The sequence below is a fragment of the Pseudomonas sp. genome, from assembly GCF_050739995.1.
GTDB lineage: Bacteria > Pseudomonadota > Gammaproteobacteria > Pseudomonadales > Pseudomonadaceae > Aquipseudomonas.
The window spans coordinates 1-16,482 of the sequence record NZ_JBOICG010000262.1 but is presented as its reverse complement, the minus strand read 5'-3'; the positions used below and the strand labels follow the sequence as shown (position 1 = coordinate 16,482).

The window sequence follows — 16,482 nt, the reverse complement described above, 5'->3', positions numbered from 1 at the left end:
CGTCAGATGGGAAAATTCGTGCTGCTGCCCGACAGCCAAACAATGTGCCTCAAACTCCGCTAGTTGCAGCGGGAAGCGGTAGGTCAGCTGACGTATTGCATGCCATTGGTTGGCAAGCTGCGCCAACGCAGGATAAAAGCCGCGTTTAAGATCGCTCATCCAGTCTGGGAGCTGCTTGCTGGCAGCACGCTCGTCAAGCTCATCACCGCCAAGAAAATCCGGAAGCACGGCAAAGCCTTCCTGGCTGAGTTGCAGGTGAATCCGGTGCCAATCAAGGCATTCGATGTCGCAAGTGATGGGGTTCATGGCGGGCTCAGTCAATCAAGCGATAGGTTCGCGTTTGAGCCAGTGTAGAAAGCGAGGGAGTTGCATAAACTCCGATTCTTGCGCTGTAAATCGATCAAGCGTCAACTTGCAAGCCCCGTTCACACGGGGCTCGTAAGCGTTTAGCCAAGTGCGGGGATCAGGCCTTGGTGTTGATAATCTCACCGGTCATTTGCCCACTGCCGTTCACAACGGCGGCTGGGGCTGCATGATGTTGATGCTTCTCGACCAAGCGTTGGGCCTGGCGATCGCCATGACCTGCTTCTTGAGCGGTTTGCGCAGCGGTTTCGGTCGCCTCTTTCAGCGCAGCCACCACATTGCTTGCCGCCGTGGTTGCAGGGGAGGAGGGTGTCGGTGTAGCGGTACTGGCATTGGTAGGTTGATCCGTCTTTGCTGCGGGTGCGGAAGGGTTTTGAGCCGGGTTCTGCGGTTTGGCGATCACGGGATTCGATACGCCGACTGCTCCGATGGACATAGATGACTCCTGGCTGAATGAGTTGTAAGAATGTGTTGGGTTATTGTTATTCGAAACCCCATCGAAATCGGTTCACAAGGCACGCCTCGCTTTGATGAGGGCTTCGCGACTCAGGCTAGGCGTGCCTCGGTAGTAGCTGTGTGATATCAAGGTGAAAACTTCGTAGGAGCGTGTGGGTTTTGTCAGCCGAGTGTCGGGCTTTGGCACATTCGAACGTTTGGAGAACATGGATGCAATCTCTGCCCCTCTCTGCGTCAATCGTGGGTGAGCTCATTGAGCTACGCCCGCTGCAAGCCGAGGATTTCGACGCGCTATACCGGGTCGCCTCCGACCCATTGATCTGGGCCCAGCACCCGAGCCCAACGCGTTATCAGGAAGCGGTCTTTCGCCAATGGTTTGATGAGGCCATGAAGTCCGAAAGCGTGCTGGTCGTTATCGACCGCGCCAGCCACCAGGTTGTCGGCAGTTCTCGTTACTACGAATTCAACGAGCAAACCCGTGAGGTGGCGGTTGGGTATACGTTCTTGGCGCGGGAGAAATGGGGCGGCGGGGTGAATGGCGAGCTCAAGCGCCTGATGCTCACGCATGCCTTCCAGTGGGTCGACACCGCCTGGTTTCATATTGCGGGGCAAAATATCCGTTCGCAGCGGGCCATGGAGAAAATCGGCGGGACGTTCTCCCACACGTCGATCAAACAGCTGGCCGTCGGCACCCAGGAGAACTTCTTTTATAAAATCGAACGCGCCACGTTTGAGCTGCGTAACTCGATGGCCGCTACCTGATTCAAGCTGGATGAGCCGGCTCGGCCAGTGCCAGTACCTGCTCGCGGAACACGCTCACGATCGGGCGCAGGTCAACCTTGTGCCAGGCGGCCCATAACCGTACGCAGGGTCTGAACCAGTCCAGCTCACGCAACACCACCGTCGGGCCTGCGCTGGTGGCCAGGCTGCTCTGCACCATGGCCAAACCCAGTCCGGCAGACACCAGCCCCAGCACGCTCAGCGGGTCGGTAGCCTCCAGCGACAAGCGTGGGACGAAGCCGGCATCGGCGCAACGGGCGATGAAATCATCGCGTTTGTTGAGTTGGTCGGGTTGGCCGCTCGTGATGATCCACTCCTGCTCGTGCAGGTCGGCGGGGGTGAGTTCGGCCTTGGCTGCCAATGGATGTTCGGCCGGAATGGCCAGCAGCATGGGATCGTTCAGCACGGGCAGGGCAATCAGGTCGGGGTCATTGTCGGGCGCGGGCTCGCAGACCAGGGCGATGTCCAGGCTGCGCTGGCGCAGGCCTTCGAACTGTTCGCGCGGGGTCATGTTGTAGAGGGCGATATGAATCTGCGGGCGCTCGCTACGGATCGCCCGCACCGCGCCCGGCAGCACGCCAGCATGGATAGCGTGGTTGACGTAGCCGATGCACAGGCCACCTTCCTCGCCGCGCCCCAGGCGTTTGCCCAGGGACTCCAAGCGCTCGGCGTGCTTGAGCAGGCCGCGGGCTTCGGACAGGAAGGTGCGCCCATCGGCGGTGAGGAACAACCGCTGGTTGCGTCGTTCGAACAGGGCCAGGCCCAGGTGGTCTTCAAGCTGGGCGATTTGCCGGCTCAGGGGCGATTGAGAGATGTGCAACTGCTCCGCCGCACGGCCAACGTTTTCGCATTCGGCGACGGCGACAAAATAGCGCAGCTGACGTAGATCTTGCATGGCACCTCCTGATGATTGCCTTACCTTTTACTCGGGTGTTCCGGGCTTGACCAGCGTACTTGGGGTCACAACAGATCGGTTCTAAACGGCCGGCACCGGCGCCAGGGCATTGATCAAGCCTTGTTGACGCAGGTCGTTCCAGAACGCGGCAGGGATCACCGTGCTCAGCGCAGCGTGGTCCTCGTTGGCGTGCAGTGGGCGTGTGGAACCCGGGATCGCCGCGACCACGGCCGGGTGGGCCAGGGCAAACTGCAAGGCGGCGGCCTTGACGTCGACGCCATGGGCACGGGCCACTTCACGGATACGCTCAAGCTTGTGCAGCACTGGCTGGGTCGCCTTCTGATATTCGAAGTGTTCACCCCCTGCCGTTACACCAGAGCTGTACGGGCCACCGACTACGATGCCGACGCCTTGCTCCAGAGCTTGCGGCATCACGCGTTGCAGAGCGCGATCGTGGTCCAGCAGCGAATAACGGCCCGCAAGCAGGAAGCCATCGGGCTGCGGTTCGTTCAGGTCCAGGGTCAATTCGATCGGCTCGACACGGTTCACACCCAGGCCCCACGCCTTGATCACGCCTTCTTCACGCAGGCGGGTCAGCACGCGGAACGCGCCTTTGCGCGCGGTCTCAAAGCGCTCCAGCCACTCGTCACCGTAGAAGTCCTGGGCGATGTCGTGAATCCAGACAATGTCCAGGCGATCAGTCTTCAGGCGGCGCAGGCTGTCCTCGATGGAGCGCAAGGTGGCGTCGGCGCTGTAGTCATTGACGATGCGGTTGCGGTTGCCGTGCTCGAACAGGCCGCTCTTTTCGCCCAGCTCACGGCTGCCTGGATCTTCCAGTTCATCGAGGATGATCCGGCCGACCTTGCTGCTCAGCACATATTCGTCACGGGGATGACCCACCAGGGCATCACCCAGGCGTGACTCGGAAAGGCCTGCACCGTAGAACGGTGCGGTGTCGAAGTAACGCACGCCATTGTTCCAGGCGGCATCGACCGTGGCTTGGACCTCGGCCTGCGGCACGTTGCGGAACATATTGCCCAGTGGCGCGGTGCCGAAGCCCAGTGGGTTGGCGATCAGTGATTTGAGGTTCATCTGTATTTTCCTGGTAAGGGGAGCGGGTTATGAACTCCGATGGCGGCAATCCTATGTCGCGCCTCCCGAGACCGTCCAAGTCATAATTCGACAGACTTGAGACCTTTTGTGCATTTTGACATTCAGTTTGCAGACTCAAGATTGATCTCGGTCAGGTGATCGCCCTGACTCGCCCTCTACCCTAGTGCCTCCATCAAAAGGCCAGGGACGGCTGAATGAGTGCCTCTGGCCGCGCACTCTCAAGGACGAGTCAGTCATGCGATCAATGAAGATCATCTTGTTGTCATCGGCGTTCAACGGTTTGACCCAGCGGGCCTGGTTGGACTTGCGGCAATCGGGTTACGACCCCAGCGTGGTGGTATTCACGGATGAGGCCACGGTGTGCCAGCAGATCGAGGCATCGGCGGCCGATCTGGTGATCTGTCCCTTCCTCAAGGACCGAGTGCCCCAGCAGTTGTGGAGCAACCCGGATCGACCGATTGTGATCATTCACCCAGGTATCGTCGGTGACCGTGGCGCCAGCGCGCTGGACTGGGCCATCACGCAACAGGTCAGCCGCTGGGGCGTCACGGCGCTGCAGGCGGTGGAGGAAATGGACGCGGGGCCGATCTGGTCGACGTTCGAGTTCGACATGCCCGCAGATGTGCGCAAGTCCGAGTTGTACAACGGCTTAGTCAGTGATGCGGCGATCCATTGCATCCGCGATGTGGTGGAAAAGTTCGCTGCTGGTTTCGTGCCCACGCCGCTCGATTACACGCAGTCCAACGTCATCGGGCGTTTGCAGCCAAATATGAAACAGATCGACCGCGCCTTCAGCTGGCACGATTGCGCACGGTTCATCAAACGCAGCATCGACGCCGCTGATGGCCAACCCGGCGTATTGGCGAGCCTCAAGGGTGGGCAATATTACCTGTACGACGCGCACCTGGATTCACGCAGCGGCCTGCCAGGCGAGATTCTCGCGGTGCAGGACGATGCAGTGCTGGTCGCAGCCGGCGATCAGAGCGTGTGGATCGGCTCGCTCAAACGCAAAGCCCAGCCAGGGGAGGAGACCTTCAAGCTGCCAGCACGTCAGGTACTGGCTGGGCAGTTGGCGGATGTTCCAGTGCTGGCGGGCTCGATTACCCATGAGTTGATCTATCAACCGATTCGTTATCGAGAATCGGGTGAAGTCGGTGAACTGACCTTCGAGTTCTACAACGGCGCCATGAGCACGGAGCAGTGTCGGAGACTGGTCGCGGCGTTGCGTTGGGCCAAGGCGCGAGATACCCAGGTGCTGTTGATCAAGGGCGGGCGCGGAAGCTTTTCCAATGGTGTACACCTCAATGTCATCCAGGCGGCGCAAGTGCCAGGACTGGAAGCCTGGGCTAATATCCAGGCCATCGACGATGTCTGCCAAGAGTTGCTGACAGCGCGGCAACTGGTGGTCAGCGGCCTGACCGGCAGCGCCGGAGCCGGCGGTGTGATGTTGGCGCTGGCGGCCGATGTCGTGTTCGCGCGGGCCGGCGTGGTACTCAATCCGCATTACAAGACCATGGGTTTGTATGGCTCCGAATACTGGACCTACAGCCTGCCTCGCGCCGTCGGCAGTGAAATCGCGCACAAACTCACGGAAGAATGCCTGCCGATCAGCGCCGTCCAGGCTCGGCAATGGGGCATGGTCCAGGACATCGGCCCACGCTGCCCGAGTGAGTTCGGCCCGTGGTTGTTGCAAGAAGCCAGGCGTGCATTGACCGAAGAAAAATACGCCTCACACCGCGCTCGTAAAGCCGATAGGGATGTCGAGCAGATTGAGCTTTGCCGTAACCACGAGTTGACACAGATGGAGTTGGACATGGTGCATAACCGCCAACAGTTCGCTGAAAAGTGCCGAAACTTCGTGTTCAAGCGCAAAACCTGCCAGACCCCGCAGCGCTTGATTGCGCCATGGGCACTGGCGTGTGAGAGCGTGCTGTTTGCCTGATAGGCCACTGGGTCGGCGTCAATAATGCTGAGCGATGGCCAGTAATAGCCCGAAGCTCACCAGCAGCCCGCCAAACGCTCGGTCAATCCAGTGCCGTGCGACCATCAACTTCTCGCGCACCTTCCCGGTGGAGAAGCACAGCGCAACGAGGCTGAACCACACGGCGTGCGCCCCGGCGATGAACAACCCATAAGCCATTTGTACGGTCAGGGGGGTGTCGGGGCGCACCACGCCCATGAACAGGCTGACGATGAAAATCGATGTTTTCGGGTTCAGCGCGTTCGTGAGAAATCCGGTACGCAATGCGGCCCCATCAGACAGGGCGGGCGGTGGCGTGCCTGGCGGGTCGATCATTGGCTTGGCCCGTAGCATGTGGACACCCAAGTACACCAGGTACGCAGCACCGGCCAGCTTCAAGGCATTGAACAGACCAGGCGTCTGTTGCAGCACTAAACCCATTCCGACCAACGTATAGCTCACGTGGACGAGCACCCCCATACCGATGCCCACCGCTGTCAGTACGCCTGCGCGCCGAGACAGCAGCAAGCCGTTGCGAGAGACCATGGCAAAGTCCGGTCCCGGGCTGACACAGGCGAGTAGGGTAAGGGTGATTACTGCTATCCATTCGTTCATGCTGTACCTTGTTGTTTTCAGTGGTAAAGCAATGTTTACAGATCATATTCCCCGGGACTAACGATGATTTCTGAAGGAAAGGGTGATTCTAACTCACTGAACGCTGATGCCCGCATGCCTTCCTTGCTCGCGTTACGGTGCTTCGAGTCAGCAGCTCGGTTTGAAAACTTCGCTCGTGCGTCTGACGAATTGCACCTGACGCCCGGTGCTATCAGCCGCGCGGTGCGCCTGCTTGAAGAAGACTTGGGGGTTGAGTTGTTCGAGAGGCGCAGCCGACGGGTTTTTCTAACGGAGGCGGGAAGACGCCTGGCGAAAGCGGTGAGTGAAGGGTTTGGAGTGATGAACCAGGCCGTACGCGAGATACGTACCGACGCCCGGCGTGCGCGGCAGTTGGTGCTGTCCTGTGAGCCAACCTTGTTGATGCGCTGGCTGATCCCGCGCTGGAGCGACTTCCAGGCACGTCATCAAGGGCTGGACATCCATTTGGTGGCCGGGGGCGGTGCGTTTTCATTCGATCATGGCATCGACCTGGCCATCCGGCGCGACGATTTTCCGCGTCCCGACACTTACCACGTTCAGACCTTGTTTCTTGAAAAGATCGGCCCCGTATGTCGGCCAGAAAAGGTCGATCAGTGGTTCGACAAACGCCGCAAGCACCTACGCGCCTCGGCCCCGTTGTTGCAGACGGCTAGCCGCCCTACTGCCTGGAACGAATGGGCGAACGCAAGCGCAGTACCCAAGCCAGTGGCGCAGATGCAAACGTTCGAGCACTTTTATTTCAGCCTACAGGCAGCGATCGCTGGCCTCGGCGTGGCCATGGGGCCCTGGCACCTGGTGCGCGACGATATCCAGAGCGGTGTACTGGTGGCGCCCTTGGGGTTTGTCGAGGACGGCTCGCGTTATTGCCTGCTGTCTCCCGCGTTGCTTAAGCCGGGCAGTTTGGAGATGGAGTTGCTTGAGTGGTTGCAGTTGCTAGATGACATGGGATGTTAGAGGCGATTAGCGTGTAATGTTGGTTGTTGAGGGTGAAGTCGAAGAGCGTTTTGTGCCAGTAGTAAGGTTGTACGTGCTCAAAAAATATCGTTTTAAAAGTCAGTGCTAAGTTGTTGCAATAGGTGATGGTTTCATTATTTCTGGAATACTCACTATGAAAAATATATGCCAGAAATAAAAGTGCACACTAAATTTTTTGGCGTACACATAATAATGGGGGGCATAAGTAAGTGCATGAAGTCAGTTGTAGGTCATGGTGAAGGTCGCCGTAGCGTTAGCCGTACCAGCGGTCACCTTTGGAGTCGTTTGATAATAACGTGCAGAGAACTGAATCACCAGCACGCCTCCAGCGGATATTCTATATGGAATAGTAGTGCCCAACGCTACAGGTTTCCCGCTTTCTGTCAATGCTATTCCTACTCCGCTGGCGGCAGTGCCAGTGGTGGGGGAGTCGATTGCTATGACTCCTGGTAGTCCAGAACTGTCAGCGGTCGCATCTATCCTGTAATTGACCCGCGTGCCAGCATCGCAGTTCGCTAAGATATTGAATATGACCGGAGTCGATTGGTAGCCTACACCTGTGAAAGTTTTGCGTTTTACATTGCCCATGGGAACATTGATGGTGGTATTGGTTACCGAACACGCGACGGTAGAAACGCTTGAAGCGCCAAAGCTGAAAGCATACACATAGGTCTGCCCAACGATACTGGCACGAATTCTTCCTGGTATGGATAGCGTGCCACTTCCTGTTGTATTGGCAATTTTTACTAATTCAAATCGTGTTGCGCCTCCCCAAGTTGCGCCGCAGTACCTTCGCCAGGTTATAGGTCCAGGCCAACTACATCCAGGAGTTTGAAGGTCTCTTGAGAAGTTTCCTGTGTAGGGCCAGCCATAAATGCCTGAAGGAGTGATAACACGCATCGCCAGGCCGGCAACGCCCACATTAAACAACTGCTCGCCATTGAAGGTAACTGGGGATGTGCCTTCCGCCGACCACCGAGAGGTAAGAAGGATCGCTCCAGGTGTATCACACTGAAGAAAGCTGCCACGATTTGCGAATGTCGTCGCCGTTACTGTGGCAACCACTGAACCCACAGGGGCGTCACGCTGAATGGTAGCATTACCAAAACGAACGACCTCCGAGTCGGCAGCACTGCCTGATAGAAAAGTACATGTTGCCTGAGATGTCATGGAGTAGAGCCCTGAAGTGCAGAGTAATCCACCTAGTAATATATTTTTAATGTTCATGTTGTTACCTGCGTCCTTTATATCGCTGAATTATTGGCAAGTGCCACTCAGTGTTTGTACTGACGACGAGGTGTCAGCGGCTGGCAAGTTGAACGTCACCGAACACTGTTGATTGGCTGCATCGCCCCACTTGACATTCAACTGGCCTTTTTCCGGTACCCCACTCAGGTACACCTGGCCATCCGAGCCGACGATGCCGCTGTTGTCCATGGCATCGTTCTCTTGCACCAGTGAGGCGGTGGCGCCGAATGGGACCGGTTTGCCCTGGTATGTCAGCGTCATCAGCACGCGACTGCCCACACGGGTCTTGAAGTTGGCCAGCACCACTGCACCATTGGTGGGAATAACCGTCAGGGTGTTGGTGTCGATGTCCACATCCTCTGGCAGCGTCTCGCTGTCCAGTGCGATACGGTTCTTGCGATAGGTACTGACGTACGGCACCACCGCGTATCCGCGCGAGTCCGTGCGCACCCCAGTGTTGTTTTGCACCTTCGCATCCGCAGCACCCGGCGTACGGACCAGGGCGATGGTCTCACCTTGTTCCTGGGAGAAGGTCACGCCGTAAGGGTGGGCCACGATCCCGCCCTGTGCCCCATAGTTCACCTGTTGTGAACTCTTGTCGTAGCTGTAGCCGGCCCGGGCCTCGCCATAAATGCCTTTGTAGCTGGCGTTGGCACTGCCGCTGGCGCCGATACCCTGGTTGGCATAACCCTGCTGTACGTTGTAGTTCAGGTTGTTGTCTGCCAGGGCGGTGCCGCTCAGGCCCACATCCTGGGTGGTGTCACCCTTTTTGCTGGTGTTGAGGTTGTAGCGAACCCAGCTGTTAGGCAGCACTTTCTCCAGAGGGACCTGCACGTTGAAGGACAGTTGTTGATCCTTGTTGTTGCGTCCTTCATTGACTGGAGCCTGGGTGTAGGTGTAGTCCACACCGTAGCTGACGCCGTTATGACTCAGGTTGTAACCGGCGCTTACGCTGCGCTCGTAACCCTTTTGTCGCCAGAAGTCCTGCTGATAACCGTTGATATAGAAGTTGCCGTAGTCGCCCAACGACTGGTTGATGTTGATCTGCGCCTTGCTGCGTTTGTTATAGGTGCGGCGCCAGTTATTGAAGTTATCGGGGTCGATTTCATTGGCTTCCTGGAAGTCGTAGTAACCGCTGGTGGAGTAACGGTAACCGGCCAGGGTGAAGGTGGTGCCGGTGGCCGCAATGTCCTTGGCGTATTGGATGCGATACGACTGGCCGTTATGACGGGAGCCGTCGCGCAATTCGGTCTTGGCCTGGGTCACATCGGTGGACAGTGAGCCCCAGTTACCAAATCCATGACCAATACCCAGGCTGGCGGCAGAGTATTTTCCGGACGCCAACAAGCCACCGTACAGCGTGGAGTCATGAGGCATGCCGTAGATCAATGTGCCCTGGGCGAAGGTCGGCTTACTGCTCTCACTGGCGGTTGAGCGGTACTGACCCGCGGTCACCGAATACTTCAGACGCCCTTCACGCAACATGACGGGCACAGCGGAGAACGGCTGGAGGGAGCGTCGCTCAGTGCCGTCGGCTTCGGTGATGGTGACTTCCATATCGCCACTGGACGAGGTGGGGTACAGGTCGGTAATGGTGAAGGCACCGGCCGGCACATAGGTCTGATAGATGATGTAGCCGTTCTGCCGCACAGTGACCTGGGCGTTGCTCTGGGCAATACCGCGCACCACGGGTGCAAAGCCTTTCAGGCTGTCGGGAAACATGTTGTCGTCCGAAGCCAGCTGCGCCCCTCGGTACTGGACACTGGTAAACACATCGCTGGGGGTCGAACTGTCACCCAGGGTCAATTGACCCTTTAGCGCGTGAATGTCCCGCTGGGCATAGCTGTTGACGTTCTCCCAGTTGCTTTCGCCGTTGTTCTGGTTGTAGGTGGAGTAGTTGCGCAGCCGCCACGCCCCCAGGTTCAACCCACTGCGCAGGTTCAGGTAATAGCTGTCATCGGTTCCCGAGCGGTTGTCGCGCGAAGTATTGGCGCCGCTGAAGTTGTAGTTCAGCAGGCCAGCCGTCAGTCCCTGGTCCCAGGTACTGGGGTCCACGTAACCACGGGCTTCGCTGGTCAGCGCTGCTTGCGGAATGCTGAGGTCCAGGCGCTGCTCGCCGAAGTTAAGCCGGCTGCTGGCGTCCGGAATGTAGTCCTGAAGCTTGGTGATAGTTTGCGTGGCTGGCAATTGCTGCAGTGCCGGGAAGGCCTCAAGTTTGACGCCAATATCTTTCAATTGATCTGGTGTCAACTCGGGCTGCAACTGGCCCTCGACATTTACAAAGTTGACGTCGCGATTGTCGACTCGAGTGCCGTTCAGGAAAATATCAACCCGGTAGGTACCGGGAAGCTGCCCGCCCTGACTGGAAAAGTGCTCGAGGTCAATGGACTGCTGGCCGGGAGTGTCTACTTCCAATGCATGAGGGTTGAAGTAGTCCGCGGCCAATACCGAGGCGGGTTGCAAAGTCATTCCCAATACGAACTGGGCCGCTATCAATGTTGCTAGGTGAGTGGAAGTGAACGTATATGAACGGCCACCTGCTTTGAACTGTGGCCCTGGGTTCAAATGATGTTTTTCCATATCAATAAACTCCACTCAACTTTATGACGGGCAAGCCACTCCCATTGGCCGCGGACAGTTGATCCGGCGGATTGATGTTTAATTAATTAAGGAGGAGTAATGCAGGTTGCTGAACTTAATCAGAGCGGTGAACTGGAGTCCGCAGAGATACCACCAAAGTCGTTGATCGCCTGCCAACTTACGGCGCCGGTTGCACCATTCGGAACTGTCCAAGTCAGTGAGCTTTGTGGCGCTACCATGCCGGCGTTCTTGATCTCTTCATTACCCACACTCACCCGATAAAAAGAAACGTGATAAGGCGTTGGATTATTGACTTGCAATTGGTTACCGGAGCGGCTGAACTTCAGGGTCTTGTAAGCGTCATTGGCGGAGCCGGGCAAGCCCGCTGGGCGATAGAACAGTTTGATGCGTGTTTTAACCGCGATTTGTAGTTGGTTTTCGTCGGACTTTTCCGAAGCTGGAATCGACTTGATATTCACCCAGAACACGGATTCCTTGTTTTCTGGAAAGGTGCCACCGGTACGGATGATGCGCAGTACGTTTTCTTGCCCCGCATCGAGACGAAACAGTGGTGGCGTCATGATAAAAGGCGCCTTTTTCTTGTCGCCGGCTGACGTATCCTCGATCCAGGATTGAATCAGGTAGGGCGTGTTTTTATCCGGGTTCATGACGGAGATAGAGGCTTCTTTTTTTGAGCCGTCATAGACTACGCGAGTCCCGCCTACCACTACGCCGGCCCATGAAGTCTGGGCAATACTCAAGAGACAGCCTGCTATACATACGGACTTGAGCCAATGCATTGATAAATGCTCCTTGAATCGCTCACTCATGCTCTGTTCTGCCAGAGACGAGAGGGCAGTTTAGTTATGCTGGGCATTAAATGAATTAATGCCCGCACTTTGCGACTTAGTTGTAAATAACGGTGAAGTCGCTGACGGCGTTTGCCGAACCAGCAACGACAGTAGCGTTAGTGGCAACATACTTGGCGATGAAGTTGAAGGTGGTATCAGTGCTGGTCGACAGTGCCTGACTTGCCGATGCTCCACCCACCGGGATTTGGGTGACTGCGTCCTGCTGATACAAGCCGATACCAACACCTGTCGCCACGCCAGCAACGTTGGTCAGGGCCAGCAGGCTGCTGTTAGCAGGGTTGGCCGGGCCGTCGAATTTGATGGTGGCGCTGGTGACGGTTGCTGGGCAAGTGGTCAGCACGATGTTGAAGCGAGTCGGTGCCGAGGTGGCACCTACAGTACCCAGGGCCGAGGAGGCGATGGTGCCCATGGCAACGGTCTGGCTAGCCGTGCCGGTGGTGACGGTGCACGCAACGTCGGTAATAGTGCCAGTGAAGTTGATGGTGCCATCAGCGGCGTTGGCCATGCTGGCAAATGCCGAACCAGTCAACAGCGCCGCAGCGATCAAACTCTTCTTCATTACGGTGTTCCTTTCAGATTAAGTAAGTTCTTGTACATAGTTTGGTTATCTCTCAACAAAGGAGAGACTTAACTATTGCTTTTTAAGCGTTGCACTCAGGCCGACATGGTTGCATGTATAGCCAGTCGGGTTCCGAACTCTCCTTGCTCTGTAGAAGAGTTGTAGGAATTTTCCCAGCTTTCAAAGAGGCTTCAGAGTCGCAGGTTCCGTAGGGCATGTAGGAAATTTCCCAAGCGCTAGCCGGTATTACTGATGATATTTACTAATAAGTAACTTCGCCCGTACTCACTGGCGGTCTTCCTGCCTAGTGGCGGCAAGGCCAAATATCGACGAGCAGACGGTTCGCTTCTTTTGGTCAAGGAGTATCCGGTCACCGAAGAAAGGACTGTCGAATGGGGTGTGAAGGTCGACTTGACTCTGATGTCACTTCAGGGTTTTTAATCCTGAAACACACTTACTTGGAGGCACTTACATGAGCTTTTTAAAGCGGATGCTCGGCGGGCACCATAACCGTGGGCATGGCGGTTCGCACGGCGGAAGTTATAACGAACGAGGCGATGGCCAGCAGGTCTCCGGCACCCCTTGCCCCGGTTGCCGGACTATCAATGTGGGTGGCGCGCGTTTTTGTCGGCAGTGTGGTGATTCATTAGTGCCGGCCAGTTGTGGGCAGTGCAATGCATCGATGGCCGCCGGGGCAAAATTTTGCTCCCAATGCGGTGGCGCTCGGATATGAGGTATGAAGTTGCGGAGCAGAAAAGATAAGGGCCTGCATGAAGTTCATCATGCAAGCCCTTGATATCTATGGTGCCCGAACCCGGAATCGAACCGGGACGCCCTTACGAGCGGGGGATTTTAAGTCCCATGCGTCTACCAGTTTCGCCATTCGGGCGGTAGCGCGGTGTAGCAGGGTTGGGAATATATAGAGCCTGGATCGTTGGTGCAAGGTTCTTGCCTAAAAGCCGCGCTAAAAAAGCTTGTGAGATCAGTGGTCTACAAGGGACTGGGGGGCTTGTTGAGGATTTTCTACGGCGCCTGCCAAGGCGGACGCCTCACCGTTACGGCTCCAAACGGTGCACGGCGTTCGGTTTTATCAGAGGTCGCTTCACGTTACCCTGTGGCATCCACAATCATGAAAAGGAGTGAGTGATGAGCGTCGAAAACCAGCCGCTTGAGGGCAGTTGCCGCTGTAACCGGGTGCGCTTCAGTGTCAGCTTACCTGCGGTGATCACCATGGCCTGCCATTGCAGCGGTTGCCAGAAAATGACCGCCAGCGCGTTTTCCCTCAGCGCCTTGATTCCCGCCAGTGGCTTCACCGTCACCCAGGGTTGTCCGGTCATCGGTGGGCTGCATGGTGTGGACCGTCACTATTGCTGCCCTCATTGCATGAGCTGGCTGTTTACCCGACCTCATGGCATCGACGAGTTCGTCAATGTGCGCGCCACCCTGCTGGATAATGCTCACCGCTACGTACCTTTCATGGAAACCTGGACCAGCGAAAAACTGCCCTGGGCTTCCACCCCCGCCGTCGAGAGCTTTGCACAATTGCCAGAGCCCCAGGATTTTCCCCGCTTGTTGCAGGCTTACGCCGAGTTCGTTTCAGTCAATCAACGCCAATAGGTCGGTAACGCCGACGTCCACACCCGCCTGGGTCAGCAGCGTGCTGGCCTGACCCCGGTGATGGGTCTGGTGATTGAAAAAGTGCACCAGCAAGCTGAAGAACGGCTTGCTGGCGGCGATGCCGCGCATGTTGTGGTACTGCAGGCGATGGTCCAGGTCGGACTCGCGCAAGGTGTGGGCCCAATCGATGATCAGTTGATCCAGCCAGGCACGCTGGGTTGAAAGCTCACGGATATCCACGAACGCCAGGTGCTTCAGGTCGGTGGGAGTGGCGATCGAATTCAAGGGCGCCAAGGCAGTAAAGCCAGTCGGGTGCTGGGCAAAACGCTTGAGCCACACGGTATCGCCCAGCGCCAGGTGATTCAGAGTTCCGAGGATCGAACCGAAAAACGCCTGCCGGTCCGCGCTCAACGCAGCGTCCGACAATTGGCCGGCTGCGGCATAGACCTTCTGGTTCATCCACTGGTTGTAGTTCGCCATCAATGCAATGTGTTCGATACGGTTCACCGGCTTTCTCCCTTGAGCGGCGCGATGACGCCATCATAAGGTGTGCCCGCCCGGTGGTCATGGTGTTCCGGCACTGGCAGACTATGGTTGTTGAACGCCAATATTGCGCCCTGGGAGGGTGAACCATGAACACCAGCGATCTACTGGAACAATTGCTACGTGCAGGGCAGCAAAACGGCAGCGCTTCGGGCGGCGGAGGGCTGGGCGGGCTAGGCGGGCTGCTCGGCGGGTTACTCAACAGTACGGGCAATAACAGTGCTCCGGCCGGTGGCGGGCTGGGCGGTTTGCTCGGAGGGCTTGGCGGTTTGCTGGGCGGTGCGCCTTCAGGTAATGCCGCACCGCAGCGTTCCGGTGGGATGAACTACGCGGCGCTGGCTTCGTTGGGGATGATGGCATTCCAGGCGTATCAGACGTGGCAGAGCCAGCAGTCGACGGCGCCACAGCAGGCCATCCAAACGGTTGACCAACTCGACGGGGCAGATGCCGAAGCCCATAGCCATGCCGTGTTGCGCGCATTGATCGCAGCAGCCAAGGCCGATGGCAAGATCGATGAGCAAGAACAGCAGATGATCTCTGCTGAGATAGGCCGTCATACCGATGACCCTCAGTTGCAGCAGTGGCTCGACGCCGAAGTCGCCAAGCCACTGAATGCTGCGGATTTTGCCGAGTATGCCCATGACCCGGCATTGGCTTCGGAGATCTACCTGGCCAGCGTGATGTTGGTCAACGATCAACAGGACGCGGAACGCAATTACCTGGATGAGCTGGCAGGGCAGTTGCAAATAGACCCGCAGTTGCAACTGCACTTGGAGCAACAGGCTAAAGCTTAAAAGCGCACGGTGGCGCCGGTGGTCAGCCACTGATTGTGATCGCCGGTGAGGCTTTGCCCCACCACCAGGTCTACGTCGACCCGTTTGCCCAAGTGAAAGCGCGGCCCGGCCTGCCAGGCCTGGTCGCCACCTTCCTGGCCGTAGCGCTCACCGATCAGCGTGAGTGTTTCTGCCACCTGGTATTCGAAACCGGTGCCCCAGGTCAGGCGGTGATTTTGCTCGCCGCCATTGTAGGCATGGGTCCAACCGCCATTGAGGTTCAAGCGCAGGGCTTCAATGGGTTGCCAGGTCAGTGGCACGTTGAGGTCGGCGCCGTCAAAGGCATGTTGGCGATCCAGCGCAAAGTGGCTGGTGGCGGACACTGCCAACTGCAATCCCAGGTCTTGCTGTGACCACACTTGCGCCTTCACTTGCGGGCTGATTTGCGTCTCGGCGTCCCCCGCGTTGCTGGCGCGGGACAGCGCCGCACTCCATTGCACTGAAGGCAAGGCACTGAAGGTGCAGGCCGGGTTCAGGGTTTCGTTATGGATATTGCCTTGGTGCCGATTGGCGGTGTACCAGGCGTCGACATTGCATTCTCCCGGATCGTTGACGGCTCCGTCATCGACCACATAAGCGCCACCGGCTGCATGGGCCTTGGAGAACAACGCGATGAGCAAAATAAAGCCCAAGACTGTACCGATGAAGATCAGGTTGCGTTGCAGTGCGCGCCGCTTGGCCGGCGGTAGCAGCAACAACGTGTGGCGAGCCCCCCGATAGTGACGTGCGCGATATTTGGCAAACCCATCAGGGCGATGAGGGGTGTGTTTTTTGTGCATGATGCACCTCGCTTGAATTCAGCTTTCTACGGTCAGCACCGAAATGCCGCTGGCTTTGGCCTGGCAGACCAGCTCCGAGGTGTCATCACCGCCCGGTAGGGCGATGATCACGTCGGGGCGGCTGTCGGTCAGCATGAAATGGTTGCGTTGGCGTTCCGCCTGCTTGCCATGGCGTTGCCAATTGGGCGGGTAACGCACCACGTCGATGCCGATTTCCCGCGCCCATTCCTCGATGTCACTGCCGAGGAACTGGTT

18 protein-coding genes and 1 tRNA gene are annotated in these 16,482 nt (G+C 57.5%); 6 read left to right on the top strand and 13 right to left on the bottom strand.

Translation table 11 applies throughout. The features are described 5' to 3' along the window. Together ACRESD_RS08955 and ACRESD_RS08950 are read right to left on the bottom strand one after the other, a co-directional pair. Positions 1–306 (bottom strand): 2OG-Fe(II) oxygenase (locus ACRESD_RS08955; RefSeq protein ID WP_431750589.1); only part of this gene is annotated, 306 nt, incomplete at its 3' end. Between the two features lie 157 nt (positions 307–463). Beyond that, positions 464–799, bottom strand: a complete 336-nt coding sequence (locus ACRESD_RS08950; RefSeq protein WP_431750588.1) for a hypothetical protein — start codon at positions 797–799, stop codon at positions 464–466. Positions 800–1,029: 230 nt separating this feature from the next. On the opposite strand from ACRESD_RS08950, the gene ACRESD_RS08945 reads away from it, so the two are divergent. After that, positions 1,030–1,581, top strand: a complete 552-nt coding sequence (locus tag ACRESD_RS08945; protein WP_431750587.1) for a GNAT family N-acetyltransferase — start codon at positions 1,030–1,032, stop codon at positions 1,579–1,581. A 1-nt stretch (position 1,582) separates the two neighbouring features. Here the strand turns inward: ACRESD_RS08945 and ACRESD_RS08940 are convergent, their stop codons facing one another. Both ACRESD_RS08940 and ACRESD_RS08935 read right to left on the bottom strand, forming a co-directional pair. Then, positions 1,583–2,494: a LysR family transcriptional regulator gene (locus ACRESD_RS08940; protein WP_431750586.1), complete on the bottom strand. Its 912-nt coding sequence runs from the start codon at positions 2,492–2,494 to the stop codon at positions 1,583–1,585. Between the two features lie 81 nt (positions 2,495–2,575). Next, positions 2,576–3,586, bottom strand: coding sequence for an aldo/keto reductase (locus tag ACRESD_RS08935; protein WP_431750585.1), 1,011 nt, complete (start codon positions 3,584–3,586; stop codon positions 2,576–2,578). 256 nt (positions 3,587–3,842) lie between these two features. On the opposite strand from ACRESD_RS08935, the gene ACRESD_RS08930 reads away from it, so the two are divergent. Continuing rightward, positions 3,843–5,549, top strand: coding sequence for a hydrogenase maturation protein (locus tag ACRESD_RS08930; RefSeq protein ID WP_431750584.1), 1,707 nt, complete (start codon positions 3,843–3,845; stop codon positions 5,547–5,549). Between the two features lie 18 nt (positions 5,550–5,567). On the opposite strand, the gene ACRESD_RS08925 is transcribed toward ACRESD_RS08930, so the two are convergent. Beyond that, positions 5,568–6,182: a LysE family translocator gene (locus ACRESD_RS08925; RefSeq protein ID WP_431750583.1), complete on the bottom strand. Its 615-nt coding sequence runs from the start codon at positions 6,180–6,182 to the stop codon at positions 5,568–5,570. 63 nt (positions 6,183–6,245) lie between these two features. On the opposite strand from ACRESD_RS08925, the gene ACRESD_RS08920 reads away from it, so the two are divergent. Next, the gene (locus ACRESD_RS08920) at positions 6,246–7,175 is read left to right on the top strand and encodes a LysR family transcriptional regulator (RefSeq protein WP_431750582.1); all 930 of its coding nucleotides are present in this window, start codon (positions 6,246–6,248) and stop codon (positions 7,173–7,175) included. A gap of 240 nt (positions 7,176–7,415) precedes the next feature. On the opposite strand, the gene ACRESD_RS08915 is transcribed toward ACRESD_RS08920, so the two are convergent. The 4 genes from ACRESD_RS08915 to ACRESD_RS08900 form a co-directional block, all read right to left on the bottom strand. Further along, positions 7,416–8,423, bottom strand: a complete 1,008-nt coding sequence (locus ACRESD_RS08915; protein ID WP_431750581.1) for a fimbrial protein — start codon at positions 8,421–8,423, stop codon at positions 7,416–7,418. 30 nt (positions 8,424–8,453) lie between these two features. Beyond that, on the bottom strand, positions 8,454–10,913 hold the full coding sequence (locus ACRESD_RS08910) for a fimbria/pilus outer membrane usher protein (RefSeq protein WP_431750580.1): 2,460 nt from the start codon (positions 10,911–10,913) through the stop codon (positions 8,454–8,456). Between the two features lie 230 nt (positions 10,914–11,143). After that, positions 11,144–11,785, bottom strand: coding sequence for a fimbrial biogenesis chaperone (locus ACRESD_RS08905; RefSeq protein WP_431750579.1), 642 nt, complete (start codon positions 11,783–11,785; stop codon positions 11,144–11,146). 145 nt (positions 11,786–11,930) lie between these two features. Continuing rightward, positions 11,931–12,455, bottom strand: a complete 525-nt coding sequence (locus tag ACRESD_RS08900) for a fimbrial protein (protein ID WP_431750578.1) — start codon at positions 12,453–12,455, stop codon at positions 11,931–11,933. 472 nt (positions 12,456–12,927) lie between these two features. Here ACRESD_RS08900 and ACRESD_RS08895 point away from each other — a divergent pair, with 472 nt between their 5' ends. Further along, positions 12,928–13,188: a double zinc ribbon domain-containing protein gene (locus ACRESD_RS08895; protein ID WP_431750577.1), complete on the top strand. Its 261-nt coding sequence runs from the start codon at positions 12,928–12,930 to the stop codon at positions 13,186–13,188. A gap of 69 nt (positions 13,189–13,257) precedes the next feature. Here the strand turns inward: ACRESD_RS08895 and ACRESD_RS08890 are convergent. Then, positions 13,258–13,344: transfer RNA gene (locus tag ACRESD_RS08890), tRNA-Leu, on the bottom strand. A gap of 257 nt (positions 13,345–13,601) precedes the next feature. On the opposite strand from ACRESD_RS08890, the gene ACRESD_RS08885 reads away from it, so the two are divergent. After that, the gene (locus ACRESD_RS08885; RefSeq protein WP_431750576.1) at positions 13,602–14,072 is read left to right on the top strand and encodes a GFA family protein; all 471 of its coding nucleotides are present in this window, start codon (positions 13,602–13,604) and stop codon (positions 14,070–14,072) included. On the opposite strand, the gene ACRESD_RS08880 is transcribed toward ACRESD_RS08885, so the two are convergent. After that, positions 14,052–14,579: a DinB family protein gene (locus tag ACRESD_RS08880; RefSeq protein WP_431750575.1), complete on the bottom strand. Its 528-nt coding sequence runs from the start codon at positions 14,577–14,579 to the stop codon at positions 14,052–14,054. The two genes, ACRESD_RS08885 and ACRESD_RS08880, sit on opposite strands and share 21 nt — an antisense overlap. Before the next feature lie 125 nt (positions 14,580–14,704). Between ACRESD_RS08880 and ACRESD_RS08875 the strand changes: the two genes are divergently transcribed. Further along, positions 14,705–15,409 (top strand): tellurite resistance TerB family protein, encoded by a 705-nt coding sequence (locus ACRESD_RS08875; RefSeq protein WP_431750574.1) that lies wholly within the window; start codon positions 14,705–14,707, stop codon positions 15,407–15,409. On the opposite strand, the gene ACRESD_RS08870 is transcribed toward ACRESD_RS08875, so the two are convergent. Further along, positions 15,406–16,227 (bottom strand): hypothetical protein, encoded by an 822-nt coding sequence (locus ACRESD_RS08870; RefSeq protein ID WP_431750573.1) that lies wholly within the window; start codon positions 16,225–16,227, stop codon positions 15,406–15,408. The two genes, ACRESD_RS08875 and ACRESD_RS08870, sit on opposite strands and share 4 nt — an antisense overlap. An 18-nt stretch (positions 16,228–16,245) precedes the next feature. Beyond that, the coding region (locus ACRESD_RS08865) for a hypothetical protein (protein WP_431750572.1) at positions 16,246–16,482 on the bottom strand (237 nt) is incomplete at its 5' end.